Consider the following 13,388-nt stretch of genomic DNA (forward strand, 5'->3'; position numbering starts at 1 on the left):
CTTTGCATGTTCAATTGACGAAGCTTAGTTGATCGGACTCAGTTTCAACTTGTTAGTTGACGCTTTTTAGTTGAAATATGCCCGGGCCATTTCAAAGCGCGGCGCAAAGTAAGGATTGTCCATCCGCGAGATATGCACCTTGCCGTTGCCCGACGGCGCGTGGACGAAGCGCCCGTCACCGATGTAAATCCCGACATGCGAGAACGGCCGGTTGAGCGTATTGAAAAACACCAGATCGCCTGGCCGCAAATTGGACTTGTCAATTTTGCGGCCTTGGCGCGCCATGTCGGCAGCACTGCCCGTCAGCTTGAGGCCGGTGGCGCGATTGAAAATATACGACACCATACCGCTGCAATCGAAACCGGCATCCGGATTCTTGCCGCCGAAACGGTAGCCGGTGCCGATCATGTCGAGTGCGTAGATGGCGATTTCGCTGCCGTGTTCGGTTGCTGCTTCGGAGCGGATATCAGTTGGCGCCGGTATCGGCGTGGATACAGATGCGTCCGGCGTACGCATCGGCGCGCTGCCGCATGCCGTCAACAGGACGGCGAGGCAGCAGGCGGCGAGCGCGTGCAGGTGATTCGACGAGCGGGTGCTACGCATTGCCTACCGGCCCGGAATCAATGGCCCAATTGAACCAGTACGCCTTCCAGCATGGTCAGCATCTGGTCGATTTCGTCCTTGGTCACGTTCAGCGACGGCATGAAGCGCAGCAAGTTTGGACGCGGCGAGTTCAGCAGCAGGCCGAGCGGTTGCAGGTCACGTGCCGCCTCAACGATTTGCGGGCCGATGTCCTTGCCCAGCTTCAGCGCGCGTAGCAATCCTTCGCCACGTTCTCCTTCAAAGCCGTGCTTGTCCGACAGCTTGATCAGTTCCGCGCTCAGATATTCGCCTGTGGCCTTGACCGTAGGCAGGAAGTCAGGCTTCAGCAATTCCTTGATCACGGCAGCGCCGACGGCAGTCATCAGCGGGTTGCCGTTGTAGGTGCCGCCTTGTTCACCGGCTTCGAAGCAGGCGATTTCTTCGCGCGCCAGCAGAGCCGCCAGCGGCACGCCGCCACCGATGCCTTTGCCCAGCGTCATGATGTCTGGTTCGATGCCCGACAATTGATAGGCAAACAGTTCACCGGTACGGCCGACGCCGGTCTGCACTTCATCGACGATGAGCAGCAGGTTGGCGTTCTTGGTCAGGCGGCGCAGACCTTGCATGAATTCACGCGTGGCCGGGATTACGCCACCTTCGCCTTGCACCGGCTCCAGCATGACGGCAACAGTCTTTTTGCTGATCAGGCGCTCAACGCTGGCCAGATCGTTCAGTTCAGCCTTCAGGAAGCCCGGCACCTGCGGTGCGAACATGGTGTCCCAGCCCGGCTTGCCGCTGGCCGACATGGTCGCGATGGTGCGGCCGTGGAAGCTGTGGTTGAAGGTGATGATTTCAAAACGGTCTTCGCCCTGGTTGTTCTTGTTGACCTTGCCCCATTTGCGGGCCAGCTTGATCGCGCCTTCATTGGCTTCGGCGCCACTATTGGCAAAGAACACACGGTCAAATACCGAGTTTTCGGTCAGCAGATTGGCCAACTCGATCGACGGCGCGTTGTAGAAGGCCGGCGAAGGGTTGATGAGCTTCTTGCTTTGCGCGACCAGCGCTTCTTCGATGCATTTTGGCGCATGGCCCAGCGCGTTGACAGCCCAGCCTTGCAGATAGTCGAGATATCGCTTGCCGGTATGGTCGGTCATCCACATGCCGCTGCCTTCGGTAAAGACGATTTCAGGGCGATTGGTGACATACATCAGCTTGTTGATGGCGAACTCGTTGAATTCCATTGATGACTCCTGCATGAGTGGTAATTAAGCTGCTTGAAAGTGAAAGACGGCGGTAACCGAACTGTAATAATGAACTGGAAAAAACGATAAAAAAAAGCCACAGGGATTGCCTGTGGCTTCGTGACCAATATCAACTCACGCGCACGGCAAACCTCGTTGAGGTTGGCTGCGACGTCGCAAGGAAATAGTAGTAGCGTTCATGCGGTCAATATTAGGACGTTTTGCGCGATGCGTCAAAACTAATTTGGTGCAAATTCGACCTCATTTTTAGAACGCTCACCACTTTGCAACATGCACCGCCTCGGGATTTATTGCACCGTCGCCAGGTCTGCCGCCGACGTGAAGGAGTCGGCGTAGAACTCGTCGTCCGGCAGGCCGCAGGTAGCGACAAAGTCGCGCTGCGCGGATTCGACCACGATAGGCGCGCCGCAGGCGTAGACCTGATAGCCGGACAGATCCGGCTGGTCGTCGATCACCGCCTGATGGACGAAGCCGCTACGGCCGCTCCAGTTGTCTTCCGGCTGCGCGTTGGAGATCACCGGCACGTACTTGAAGTTGGGCAGCGTTTGCACCCAGCTCTTGCACAGTTCATCCATGTAAAGATCCTGTGGGCGGCGTCCGCCCCAGTACAGCGTGACCGGACGCGTGGACTTGCTGTGTTCCAGTTGCTCGACGATCGCCTTGATCGGCGCGAAGCCGGTGCCGGAAGCCAGCAGCACGATCGGCTTGTCGGAATCCTCGCGCAGGAAGAAAGTTCCCAGCGGGCCTTCGAAGCGCAAAATGTCGCGTTCTTTCAGTGTCGAAAACACCTGGTCGGTGAACAGGCCGCCCGGCATGTGGCGGATATGCAGCGTCAGGTGCTCGTCCTTGTGCGGCGCGTTGGCCATGCTGTAGCTGCGGCGCTTGCCGTCGCGCAGCATGAACTCGACGTACTGGCCGGCCTTGTATTGCAGACGATCATTGGCCGGCAATTGCAGCGAGAGAATGATGACATCGTCGGCGACCTTATCCAGCTTGGCCACGCGCACCGGCATTTTCTTGACCGGGAAATCGCCGATGCCGGCCACTTCGCGGGCTTCGATGACGACATCCGAATTTGGCTTGGCACAGCAAAACAGCGAGAAACCCAGGCTCTCGTCCTGTGCCGACAGCGCGCGCTCCTGATGCGGACCGTGGGTCACGCTGCCTTCGACCAGCTTGCCTTTGCAAGAGCTGCATGCGCCGTTCTTGCAACCGTAGGGCAGGCCGACGCCTGCACGAATCGCGGCGGTAAGGATGGTTTCGCCTTCGTCACAGGTAAACTGATGGCCGCTGGGCTGAACGGTAACTTGAAAACTCATACAATCCTGACAATGAACAATAAAGTAAAAAAAATCGGCAAGCCGCGTCTGTTGATGCTGGGTTGCGGCGACGTTGGCATGCGCATGCTGCCGCTGGTGCGTGAGCGCTTTCGCGTAATCGTCGTCACCAGTAAGCCGGAGCGCTGTGAAGAGCTGCGCGCCGCCGGGGCCATCCCCATCGTCGCCGATCTTGATCAGCCAGCCTCACTGGGACGCCTTGCGCGTCTGGCGCACACCATCGTACATCTTGCTCCACCGCAATCCGCGGGCGAAAAAGACCGGCGCACCCGCAATTTGGCCGCCATTTTACCTGACCGGGCGACTCTCGTTTATATCAGCACGACCGGCGTCTACGGTGACTGCGGCGGCGCCAGCTTCGATGAGACACGCGCCACCCGCCCAACCAATGCACGCGCGCAGCGCCGCGTCGATGCCGAAAGCGTCTTGCGTGCCTGGGCGCGGCGCTCCGGCAGCCGGCTGGCGATCTTGCGCGTGCCCGGTATCTACGCCAAAGATCGTCTGCCGCTGGAGCGCCTGCAAAAGGGCACGCCGGCGCTGAGCGCCGAGGACGATGTCTATACCAATCACATCCACGCCGACGATCTCGCCATGATCGCGGTAGCCGCCATCGATCGCGCCCGGCCGCTGCGCGTGTATCACGCAGTCGACAATTCCGAGATGAAGATGGGAGAGTATTTCGACGCCGTAGCCCGCACCTTCAACTTGCCGTCGCCGCCGCGCCTGCCGCGCAGCGAACTGCAGCAGCAGGTGTCACCGATGATGTTGTCCTTCATGTCGGAGTCACGTCGCCTGCGCAATGAGCGTCTGCACAATGAGCTTGGCGTGCGGCTGCGTTATCAGACAGTCGAGGCATTGCTAAAAACGTTGTCGTAAAAGAAATAATCCACGATTGAAGACTATGCTTATTTGTTTTTCGTATAAGCATACGTCTTTTAAATTGTTGTCCGGTCAGCGCGATGTCAGTAAAGTCGCAGCCTACCGTCTGGAAGTCCGTGCAAAGTTGCCATGAGTGCAACGCGTCGGCAAGACACCGCAAGGCATCTGCAACGCACCTATCCATGAAGCTATCCTTTAAAGATATACAAAAGAGTTTCTCCGGCCTGCACGTCATTGACGGCTTCAGCCGCGACATCGAGCAGGGCGAACTGGTCGCACTGGTCGGTCCGTCCGGCTGCGGCAAGTCGACGCTGCTGCATATCGCCGCCGGTCTGGAAACGCCAAGCTCCGGCACCATCCTTGCCGACGGCAAGCCGGTGACCGGTCCGCATCCTGAACGCACGCTGATGTTTCAGGAAAACGCGCTCTATCCTTGGCTGACGCTGGAACAGAACGTCGCACTGGCGCTGGAATTCCAGAAGGTCGACAAGAAGACCGCTGCCGCGCAAGCGCGCGAATGGCTGGCCAAGGTCAATCTGTCCGGCTTCGAAGCCTACTATCCGCATCAAGTGTCCGGCGGCATGCGCCAACGCGCGGCGCTGGCCCGCGCCTTCATCTCGCAGCCGAAAGCATTGCTGCTGGACGAGCCGTTCGGCGCGCTCGACGCATTGACGCGCATGACCCTGCAAGATGCACTGCGCAGTCTGATTCGCTCCGAAGTGCAGGGTAAGGCGCCGACCGTATTGCTGGTCACGCACGATGTCGATGAGGCACTGTTCCTCGCAGATCGCATCTTCGTGTTTAGCGCACGTCCGGCGACTGTGCTCAAGGAATTCAATCTGGTGCATCACGAAAAAACGCACGATCTGTCGGAGTTCTCGGCGATCCGTCGTGAAATTCTTTGTCTGCTCGGTATCCATGCCGAACAAGACGAGTTTGCTAAAACAATAGAAGGGGTTGGAATATGAGATCGGCAATGAAATTGGCATTGAAACGTTTGTCGCTGCTGGCATCCACGGCATTGGCCGCCTTGGTATTTTCCACACCGGCCATGGCATTGGAAAAATTCAAGATCGGCTATCTGCGCGTCATGGACGATGCGCAAGCGATGGCTGCCTATGAAGCCGGCCTGTACAAGAAGTATGGTCTCGACGTCGAGTTGATCGAATTCAAGTCCGGCACCGACCTGATCAAAGCCATCGTCGGCGGCCAGCTCGACAGTGGCGTGTTCGGTTTCACCAATGCAGTGGCCTGGGCTTCCAAAGGCGCAGACCTCAAAGTCGTCAGCGGCGCGCAACTCGGCTATCACGCCATCGTCGCGCGCGAAGATGCGCACATCAACAAAGTCGCCGATCTGAAGGGCAAGAACCTGGCTTCGCAAGCCGAAGGAAGCACTGCTGACGTGGTGTTGAAAGGTGTCGTGTTCCGTGATGCCGGCCTGAAGCCGGACGACGTCAACGTGCTCGGCGTCAGCCCGCAAGTTGCCGTGCAATCGCTGGTTGGCAAACGCGTCGATGCCGCCTTCCTGTTCGAGCCGCAAGCACGCATTGCGCAACTGATCGCGCCGGTCAAGCAAATCTATGAAATCGGCGAAGTCTGGCCTTTCCCTTGCATGGTCGTGATCACCTCCGGCGAAACGCTGAAGAACCGTCGCGCCGCAGTCTGGAAGTCGCTCGATGCACAACGCGACGCGATCGAATTGCTGAAGAAGAAACCGGCCGAGGCCGCCAAGCTGATCGCCGGCTACTTCATCGCCGAGCCGACACTGAAGACGCTGAAGCATGGCGAGATGCTGCGCGAAGACGTGATCCGTGACGCCATCAAGAGCCAGACCTTTAATGCCAAGCTGAACGACAAGGAACAGAACCGCATGCAGGAAATCGCCGATATCCTGCAAGCACAGGGTTCGCTGAAGACCAAGGACGGCAAGCCGTTTGAAGTGCGCAGCATCGTAGATCTCTCCTGGCAAAAAGACAGAAAATTGTAATACGGTGTAAAGCTACTGCGCGCGCCGATTTCCGATCTGTGATGCTCACTGTGCACCAGCACGGTTGCGCTTCTCGATCAGAACTCGACGCGCTCGCTACGCTTTCCTCCGCATTACGATACGTTTGTGGAACACTATTTTTCGGCCGACGATTTCGTCGGCCATTGCATTTCTACTCAGTTTTACTCAGTTCTACTCATTTCTAACTTATGAGCTCTCAGCGTCGCGTTACCGGTTATCGTAAAAAGCTCGCCATGGTGTTGGCGATCGCTTTCATTTTGTTGATGTGGCAGATCGCTGCGTGGTCCTTGCCGGACTTCCTGATGCCGGGCGTGCCGACGGTGCTCGCGCGTTTGTGGGAAGAGATTCAGGCGCCTGCTTTCCGTACCGCGCTATGGGGCAGTCTTACCCGTCTTGGCGGTGGTTACGGCGCGGCGCTGTTGTTCGGTATCGGTTTCGGTCTGATCGGGGCAGTACTGTTCTTCTTCCGTGAAGTACTGAAGTCGGCCATCATCATTTTGCAGTCGATTCCATCGATCGCTTGGGTGCCGCTGTTCCTGATCCTGATGGGCTTCGGCAATCTGCCGATCATCGTGGTGGTGGCGATTGCGGCTTTCTTCCCGGCGGCCTTGTCGGTGATGAATGCGACCGAGAGCGTGCAGCAGGTGCACGTATCCGCGGCACGCGTGATGGGTGCGTCGCGCTGGGGCATGTTGCGCCGCGTGTATCTGCCGGCGGTCATGCCTGAGTTGATCACCGGTGCGCAGCTGGCCTTCGGCAATGCCTGGCGCGCGCTGATTTCGGCGGAGATGCTGGTCGGTTTCGGCAAGGGTCTCGGCCGCACGCTGGCGTATTCCGGAGAGACCGCCGACATGGTCGGCGTGATGACCAACATCCTCGCCATTGCTATTTTGGCTGCGCTGATCGATCAGGTGATTCTTGAGAATCTCAAGCACCGTCTGCTGCGTTATCAGTACGTTTGATCACACGAAAAATGTACGCCATGAAATTCGCTGCTTCCGTATTGTTGTCGGTGTCCTTGCTGGCATCGGCGCATGCAGCCGACACTGGCATCGACGCTGCGCGGCAACGCGGTACGCTGGTGGCGGGTATGTCGTATCCCTTGCCGGCTTATGTCGCCGGCGCCAAATTCCGGACGCCGGAAAGTCCTGAGTCGATACTGATCGACGATCTCGGCAAGCGCCTCAAGCTCAAACTCGGCACACCCCAAACAGACAGCAGTACTGCCGCGCAGTGGATCAAATCGGGACGCGCCGATGTGGTGTTGACGCTGGTCGACGATAACGATGCCTTGCGCCGGGACGTCGGGGTGAGCACCATCCCGACTGGCTATAGCGCCGGCGCGATGGCGATCATGCGCAGCGACACCGATATCAAAAGCTGGGAACAGTTGAAGGGTCGCACCGTGTGCCTGTCCGAAGGTGGCGCCTATGTCGGCAAGATCGCAGCCAAATACGGGGCGATCGAAAAAGTGCAGCGCGCACCGGCCGACTCGCTGTTGTCTTTACGCATCGGTGCGTGTGATGCTGCCGTGCATGACGACACCATGCTCAACGATTTGCTGAAGTTGCCGGAATGGAAAAAATTTTCTGCACGCCTGCCAGTGCAAAGCCGTCAGACGCTGGTGTTTGCGGTGCGTGCTGATGACGCAAAATCAATTTCTTATCTGAAACAGGCAAGCACAGACTGGGCTGCGGGAGGCTTCTGGGCCGAGCTCAGAAAGAAGTGGGTCAACAACGTCGCCTTCGAGGTTTACCTGGATCAGAATATTCCTGATTGTCATTGATTGCCGCTCAGCTAATATTCATTGTCAGCGAGACATGGCGTGGCTTTTTGCCAAGTTGTCGTGATGGCAACCAGGCTTTGTAAGCAAACGCTTCCGTAGCTTGGCAAGCTGTTCTAAAGGTGTAAGATGTTCGTAAGTCCGCACATTTCGACGCCGGACTTCTACTATGTTTTCAGGTATTGAAAGGTGATCAATATGGACGTCGCAATTACTGCCAGTTCTCCTGGCGCTGTTGCCAGCTCTCCGAATTCCGCTCCATCGGTGAACAATCTCGACGAGGCTCGTGCAGCACAAGCTCGCCAAGATGCTGAAAATGCACGACGCAAGCTGGAAGAGCAGCGCGCAGAACAAGTTCGTCAGGCGCAGGCAAGTCAGTCTTCGCGCAACTCGAACGGTGAAGTCATCGGCACGACCATCAGCACGACTGCCTGATTCGTCTCTGCTCATTGTTGTTTCATGAAACGAAAAACCCGCGTATAGCGGGTTTTTGTCGTTAACACAGCTTCGTAACAGAACTGTGCGTCTCGCGCTTATTGTTTCACCTCAGGCTTATAGCCATCCGTCAGCGTCTTCAAGAACGCAATCACATCCTTGATCTCCGCATCGTTGAGCGCCGGCTTATCACCCGGTTTGCGATCAAACGGCGGCTCCATGTTCACATTGGAAAAATGCTCAGGCAGCAGGTCGTCGAACTTGCGGACACTGCCGTCGCGATTGCGTGGATACCATTTCTCCGGATTCGTATCGCGCTGCACATAGAATTCCATCACCTCTTGCAGCGTGTGAAATACGCCGTTGTGAAAGAAGGTCTGGCGCAGCGCGATGTTGCGCAAGGTGGGTGTCTTGAACAGGCCGCAATACTCCAGCTTGTCCTTGAAGTCGGTGCGCTCGGGGCCGCACAGGCCAAAGTCGTAGTAGCGCGGATCGGCATTGGCGGGAATCTTCTTGTTGCGCGGCACGCCCACGGCAATCAGTCCGTAGTCGGTAAATTGAGGGAACGCGCCATTGGGCAGGATTTCGCTCAGATGGCAGGAGGCGCAATTGCCCTTGGTCGGCTCATTGAACAATTCCAGACCGCGCAATTCCTGCGCGCTCAATGTCGTCTGCTTGCGCAGGTAAGCATCGTACTTGCTGGTGTAGGGATAAAAATCGGCAGGGCTTTCCTGGAACACTTCCAGCGCCATCAAGGCCGCCTGAAAGGCACGATCGGTATTGTCAAAAATCGTCTCGCCGAAGGTCGCCTTGAACTGCGCGGCATAGGCGGCACGCTTCAATTTGGCAACGACTTCCGCCGCATCGGTGTTGGCCATTTCGTGCGCCGACAACAAAGGGATGCGCGCCTGATCGTGCGCAGAATCGGCGCGGCCATCCCAGGTGCGTCCACCAGTCGGGCCGGCATCAATGCTGTCATCGCCGTCGTCATCGTGGAAATGCTCGCTGAACGGCGGCACATTCTGCCCATAGCGCAGCGAAGGCACCGCGCGCGTGCCGACGGTTTTCATCTCCTTGCCGCCAAGCTGCACCGACAGATCATTTGGTGGACCGAAAGCATGATCGGGACTATGACAAGTTGCACAGGATTGCTTACCGGATCCTGACAATGAAGGATCGAAAAACATGGTGCGGCCCAGCGCTGTCATTTCTTCCACGCTGGGGCGTCGTCCCGGTTGCGGCGCGTAAGCAGCGTTGGTGTAGGCGGGGGTGCTTGCTGAATCAGCTGCAGCGGCCACAACAGGCGACTGGCTGTCGAAATACAGGGCGGCGAGGGCGAGGGCGGCCGTGACGGCGGCGACAAGATACAGAGATTTCATGCGCGCAGGTTAGCAGGACAATATGACGAAAATGTGAAGAGGCCGCGCCATGCGGCGCGGTGGGGTCGCCATCGTGTCATTTTGTGGTTATATTTGCTGGCTAGCATAGCTGCTATTTCCTCCTCTGCCGTTCCGATAAAAAGAGAATATCCATGCCTGCCCATTTCAGCCAGTCTTTCCGACAGCCAGTTCGTTTGTCCCTCACCGCAGCAGCCGTTGCCGTCGGTCTTGCCGCTTGCGGCGGCAATGCCAATCTCGCAGGCGATGACGCAGCCGTACGCAGCATCGACACTGTTGTCGTGATCTACGCCGAAAACCGCGGCTTCGATACCTTGTACGGACTGTTCCCAGGTGCCAATGGCATTCCGGGCGTGAACCCATCGTCCCGTGGCGTCTACTTGCCGCAGGTCGACGTTGACGGTGCAGTGTTACCGGTGTTGCCGCCGACCTGGGGTGGTGTGACGGCGGCCGGGCAGACCAGGGTCGTCACACAGGCGCAATCCGCCGGATTGCCAAACAAACCGTTCCAGATCGACGGCAAAGATGGAATTGCGGTTGACGCCAATGTGGTCACGCGTGATCTGGTGCACCGTTTCTACAATAACCAGATGCAGATCAACGGCGGCAAGAACGACAAGTTCGCCACCTATTCCGACGCCGGCGGATTGTCGATGGGCTACTACGACGGCAGCAAGATGGCGATGTGGCAGCTGGCAAAAGAATACACGCTGGCCGACAATTTCTTCATGGGTTCCTTCGGCGGTTCCTTCCAGAATCACCAATACCTGATCTGCGCCTGCACACCGCAATATCCGAACGCCGAGAAGTCACCGGCCAAGGGTGGCATCTCCAAGATCGAGGTCGACGCTAGCGGCAACTTTGTACGTCTGACACCGGCTGCGACTTCGCCGAAGTCGACACTGGACGGTGCGCAGAAATACGCCAACGACGGCACCCTGACACCGCCTGACGCAAGCGGCATGTCGTACGCCATCAACACCATGCAGCCGCCATACCAGCCGAGCAATGTCGCATCGCCTGCCGGCGACAGCGCCAAGTTGTATGCTGATCCAAACAGCGCATCCACTCTGCCACCGCAAACGCAAAAGAACATCGGCGATCTGCTGAGCGACAAGGGCGTGAGCTGGGCCTGGTACGCCGGTGCATGGAACACAACCACCAAGGCTGCGCAGACCGATCGTAAATTCGCGTCGCCGACACCGAACTTCCAGTTCCATCATCAGCCGTTCAATTACTTCGCCAACATGGATCCGGTCAAGAACGCCGCTTACCGTGCCGAGCATCTGAAGGACTTCGACAGCAGCTTCCTGCAAGACGCTGCTGCCGGCAAACTGCCTGCTGTGACTTTCTACAAGCCCCAAGGCAACCTGAACCAGCATGCCGGTTATGCCGATGTCGCTTCAGGCGATGCGCACATTGCTGACGTGGTCAACAAGCTGCGTCAAAGCCCGCAATGGAAGCACATGCTGATCGTCGTGACCTATGACGAAAACGGCGGCTTCTGGGATCACGCCGCACCGCCAAAGGCCGACAAGTGGGGCCCGGGTACGCGTATCCCGGCGATCATCGTGTCGCCGTATGCGAAGAAGGGCTACGTCGACAATAGCTTGTATGACACCAGCTCGGTGCTGCGCTTCATCACACGCCGTTGGTCCTTGCCGGTGCTCGACGGCATTGCGCTGCGCGACAAGGCGATCCAGGCCAACGGCGGCAAGCCTATCGGCGACCTCAGCAATGCTTTGGTGTCGCAAGCAAACTGAGTTTGTAGCGATCAATAAAAACGGCGTCATGCGATGTGCATGACGCCGTTTTTTATTCAACTATCGGTCTGTATTTCTTGTTAATCGCTGGCACCTGTATCAATTTTCCGTCGTCCCAGCGAACGCGGGGATCCAGTGTCGTCAAACAGATGTTGAGCCTCACTCGGTGATCGCATCACGCCGCTGGATCCTGACGGTCGTCAGGACGACAAGGGATGTAGTCGGACTGGATCAATGTGATGCGCTCAGCGATCCCATCAGCCAGGTTTCCGCCAGATCGATCTGATTGATCAGCGCAATGAAAGTCTCGTCGTTGATCTGTTGCTCGGCGCGCAGGTGATGTACTTCGCGACGTTCGGCGCGGATCGCTTCAAGCCTGAGTTCTCGTTCAAAGTGTTTGAAGCGATTGGCGACACGATGGGTTTCTTCCGTGCCGCTTTCGGCATCCATGCGCATGCGGTAGGTTGCCAGCAGGCTGCCGCTGACTTCAGTGAGCAAGGCCAGGTCATCCTGATCCATGTCCGCACCCAAGCGTTCCTGCGCCTCTTCAATGCTGCGCACTGCTGCTTCCGACACGCGCAGACGCGCCATGGTTTCTTCACTGCGGCGGCGTTCATTGTCGGCGTCGAGCTTGAGTCCCTTCAACAGCCACGGCAATAAAAAGCTGCCCGCCAGCAGTGAACACACGATCACGCCCGTTGCCAGAAAGATCAGCAGGTCGCGTGCCGGGAAGGCATGGCCGTTAGGCATCATCAGCGGGATGGACATCACGCCCGCCAGCGTAATCGCACCGCGCACGCCAGCCAGCGACGTGATGCTGATCAGGCGCACATCGAAGTAGCGTTGCTTGGCGCGTTGGCCGCGCACCGCCGCAGAGAAACGGCGCAGACGCAGGTTGAACCATACCCAGGTGAAGCGCAGCGCAATCAGCGCCACGGTGATTGCGAGGATGTACGCGAATAGATGCCACACCGGCACGTTGCCTGCGACCTTGGCATCGAGATGCGCGAGGCTGACGATGCCCGGCAACTGCAAGCCCAGCAAGATGAAGGACATGCCGTTGAAGACAAATTCCAGCATGGTCAGGATGCTCTGGCTTTGCATGCGTGTGGCGGCTGATTCGGCGCCGGCGGTTTCAATATACGGCATCAGCATACCGGCCGCGACCGCCGACAAAATGCCGGACAAGCCAAAATGTTCGGCAAAGATGTAAGCCGAGAAGGGGATCAGCAAGAGGAGTACTACCTGGATACCGGGTTCGTCGCCGCTCCATTCGATGATCTTGCGCCGGACCAGCCCAAAGCCCCATGCCACGATCAGACCGACCGCAAGACCGCCGATGGAAATCAGCGTAAAGCTGATACTGGCGTCCAGCAGCGAGAAGGTGCCCGATAGCACCGCGATGATCGCGAACTTGAACGCCACCAGACCCGACGCATCGTTCATCAGGGCTTCGCCTTCCAGCACGTGCTGCATGGTTGGCGGCAGACGGCCCTTGCCGATGATGGACGCCACCGCCACCGCGTCGGTCGGCGACAGCACCGCCGCCAGCGCAAACGCGGACGGTAGCGAAATCACCGGAATCATCCAGTGGATGAAGTAGCCCACACCGATCACCGTGAACAACACCAGACCAAGCGCCAGCGCCAGGATCGGTTGCGCCAGCCGGAAGAACTCGCGCTTGGGCATACGCCAGCCGTCAGTAAACAGCAGCGGCGGGATGAACAGCAGCAGGAACAATTCCGGATCGAAGCTGATCCGTAAGCCAAACACCGGCAATGCCAACACGGCGCCCAAGCCAATTTGAAAGAGTGGCCGAGGCAATTTGAAAGGGACGAGTCGCGACGCGACGCCGGAGACGGCAACCGCGAGCAGCAGAATTAAAACGGTGAAGACAATTTCCATCAGTGGGCAAACGAAAGAAGAGTAGGGCGATGAACGC

At 57.9% G+C, this 13,388-nt stretch carries 12 protein-coding genes; 7 read left to right on the top strand and 5 right to left on the bottom strand.

What is annotated here, in order from left to right; translation table 11 throughout:
• Positions 1-66: 66 nt before the first annotated feature.
• The 3 genes from PQR63_RS06435 to PQR63_RS06445 form a co-directional block, all read right to left on the bottom strand.
• Positions 67-603 carry a C40 family peptidase gene (locus PQR63_RS06435; RefSeq protein WP_408166617.1) on the bottom strand — a complete coding sequence of 179 codons (537 nt, stop codon included), beginning with the start codon at positions 601-603 and terminating at the stop codon, positions 67-69.
• A 17-nt stretch (positions 604-620) separates the two neighbouring features.
• Positions 621-1,823: an acetylornithine transaminase gene (locus PQR63_RS06440; RefSeq protein WP_408166619.1), complete on the bottom strand. Its 1,203-nt coding sequence runs from the start codon at positions 1,821-1,823 to the stop codon at positions 621-623.
• A gap of 308 nt (positions 1,824-2,131) precedes the next feature.
• Positions 2,132-3,163 (bottom strand): CDP-6-deoxy-delta-3,4-glucoseen reductase, encoded by a 1,032-nt coding sequence (locus PQR63_RS06445; protein WP_408166621.1) that lies wholly within the window; start codon positions 3,161-3,163, stop codon positions 2,132-2,134.
• Positions 3,164-3,175: 12 nt separating this feature from the next.
• Here PQR63_RS06445 and PQR63_RS06450 point away from each other — a divergent pair, with 12 nt between their 5' ends.
• The 6 genes from PQR63_RS06450 (at position 3,176) to PQR63_RS06475 (ending at position 8,286) form a co-directional block, all read left to right on the top strand.
• Positions 3,176-4,057 (top strand): SDR family oxidoreductase, encoded by an 882-nt coding sequence (locus PQR63_RS06450; protein WP_408166623.1) that lies wholly within the window; start codon positions 3,176-3,178, stop codon positions 4,055-4,057.
• Positions 4,058-4,242: 185 nt separating this feature from the next.
• Positions 4,243-5,028 (top strand): ABC transporter ATP-binding protein, encoded by a 786-nt coding sequence (locus PQR63_RS06455; RefSeq protein WP_408166624.1) that lies wholly within the window; start codon positions 4,243-4,245, stop codon positions 5,026-5,028.
• Positions 5,029-5,036: 8 nt separating this feature from the next.
• The gene (locus tag PQR63_RS06460; protein ID WP_408166626.1) at positions 5,037-6,047 is read left to right on the top strand and encodes an ABC transporter substrate-binding protein; all 1,011 of its coding nucleotides are present in this window, start codon (positions 5,037-5,039) and stop codon (positions 6,045-6,047) included.
• A 209-nt stretch (positions 6,048-6,256) separates the two neighbouring features.
• Complete coding sequence (locus PQR63_RS06465; protein ID WP_007884259.1) at positions 6,257-7,030, top strand: ABC transporter permease; 774 nt, start codon at positions 6,257-6,259, stop codon at positions 7,028-7,030.
• A 20-nt stretch (positions 7,031-7,050) separates the two neighbouring features.
• Positions 7,051-7,854, top strand: coding sequence for a transporter substrate-binding domain-containing protein (locus PQR63_RS06470; RefSeq protein ID WP_408166627.1), 804 nt, complete (start codon positions 7,051-7,053; stop codon positions 7,852-7,854).
• A 195-nt stretch (positions 7,855-8,049) separates the two neighbouring features.
• On the top strand, positions 8,050-8,286 hold the full coding sequence (locus PQR63_RS06475; protein WP_408166629.1) for a hypothetical protein: 237 nt from the start codon (positions 8,050-8,052) through the stop codon (positions 8,284-8,286).
• Positions 8,287-8,384: 98 nt separating this feature from the next.
• Here the strand turns inward: PQR63_RS06475 and PQR63_RS06480 are convergent, their stop codons facing one another.
• On the bottom strand, positions 8,385-9,665 hold the full coding sequence (locus tag PQR63_RS06480; RefSeq protein ID WP_408166630.1) for a cytochrome-c peroxidase: 1,281 nt from the start codon (positions 9,663-9,665) through the stop codon (positions 8,385-8,387).
• Between the two features lie 152 nt (positions 9,666-9,817).
• On the opposite strand from PQR63_RS06480, the gene acpA reads away from it, so the two are divergent.
• Entirely contained in the window at positions 9,818-11,446 is a 1,629-nt protein-coding gene (acpA, locus tag PQR63_RS06485) for an acid phosphatase (protein WP_408166631.1), read from the top strand.
• A 231-nt stretch (positions 11,447-11,677) separates the two neighbouring features.
• Here acpA and PQR63_RS06490 read toward each other — a convergent pair whose 3' ends face one another.
• Positions 11,678-13,351 (bottom strand): Na+/H+ antiporter, encoded by a 1,674-nt coding sequence (locus PQR63_RS06490; RefSeq protein ID WP_408166632.1) that lies wholly within the window; start codon positions 13,349-13,351, stop codon positions 11,678-11,680.
• Between the last annotated feature and the right edge of the window lie 37 nt (positions 13,352-13,388).

It is taken from the genome of Herbaspirillum rhizosphaerae (assembly GCF_046025915.1).
In the GTDB taxonomy this organism is placed as follows: domain Bacteria; phylum Pseudomonadota; class Gammaproteobacteria; order Burkholderiales; family Burkholderiaceae_D; genus Herbaspirillum; species Herbaspirillum rhizosphaerae_A.

Coding starts and splice junctions, on each gene's coding strand:
- PQR63_RS06435 (WP_408166617.1), bottom strand. CDS start 603: ATGCGTAGCACCCGCTCGTCGAATCACCTGCACGCGCTCGCCGCCTGC.
- PQR63_RS06440 (WP_408166619.1), bottom strand. CDS start 1,823: ATGGAATTCAACGAGTTCGCCATCAACAAGCTGATGTATGTCACCAAT.
- PQR63_RS06445 (WP_408166621.1), bottom strand. CDS start 3,163: ATGAGTTTTCAAGTTACCGTTCAGCCCAGCGGCCATCAGTTTACCTGT.
- PQR63_RS06450 (WP_408166623.1), top strand. CDS start 3,176: ATGAACAATAAAGTAAAAAAAATCGGCAAGCCGCGTCTGTTGATGCTG.
- PQR63_RS06455 (WP_408166624.1), top strand. CDS start 4,243: ATGAAGCTATCCTTTAAAGATATACAAAAGAGTTTCTCCGGCCTGCAC.
- PQR63_RS06460 (WP_408166626.1), top strand. CDS start 5,037: ATGAAATTGGCATTGAAACGTTTGTCGCTGCTGGCATCCACGGCATTG.
- PQR63_RS06465 (WP_007884259.1), top strand. CDS start 6,257: ATGAGCTCTCAGCGTCGCGTTACCGGTTATCGTAAAAAGCTCGCCATG.
- PQR63_RS06470 (WP_408166627.1), top strand. CDS start 7,051: ATGAAATTCGCTGCTTCCGTATTGTTGTCGGTGTCCTTGCTGGCATCG.
- PQR63_RS06475 (WP_408166629.1), top strand. CDS start 8,050: ATGGACGTCGCAATTACTGCCAGTTCTCCTGGCGCTGTTGCCAGCTCT.
- PQR63_RS06480 (WP_408166630.1), bottom strand. CDS start 9,665: ATGAAATCTCTGTATCTTGTCGCCGCCGTCACGGCCGCCCTCGCCCTC.
- acpA (WP_408166631.1), top strand. CDS start 9,818: ATGCCTGCCCATTTCAGCCAGTCTTTCCGACAGCCAGTTCGTTTGTCC.
- PQR63_RS06490 (WP_408166632.1), bottom strand. CDS start 13,351: ATGGAAATTGTCTTCACCGTTTTAATTCTGCTGCTCGCGGTTGCCGTC.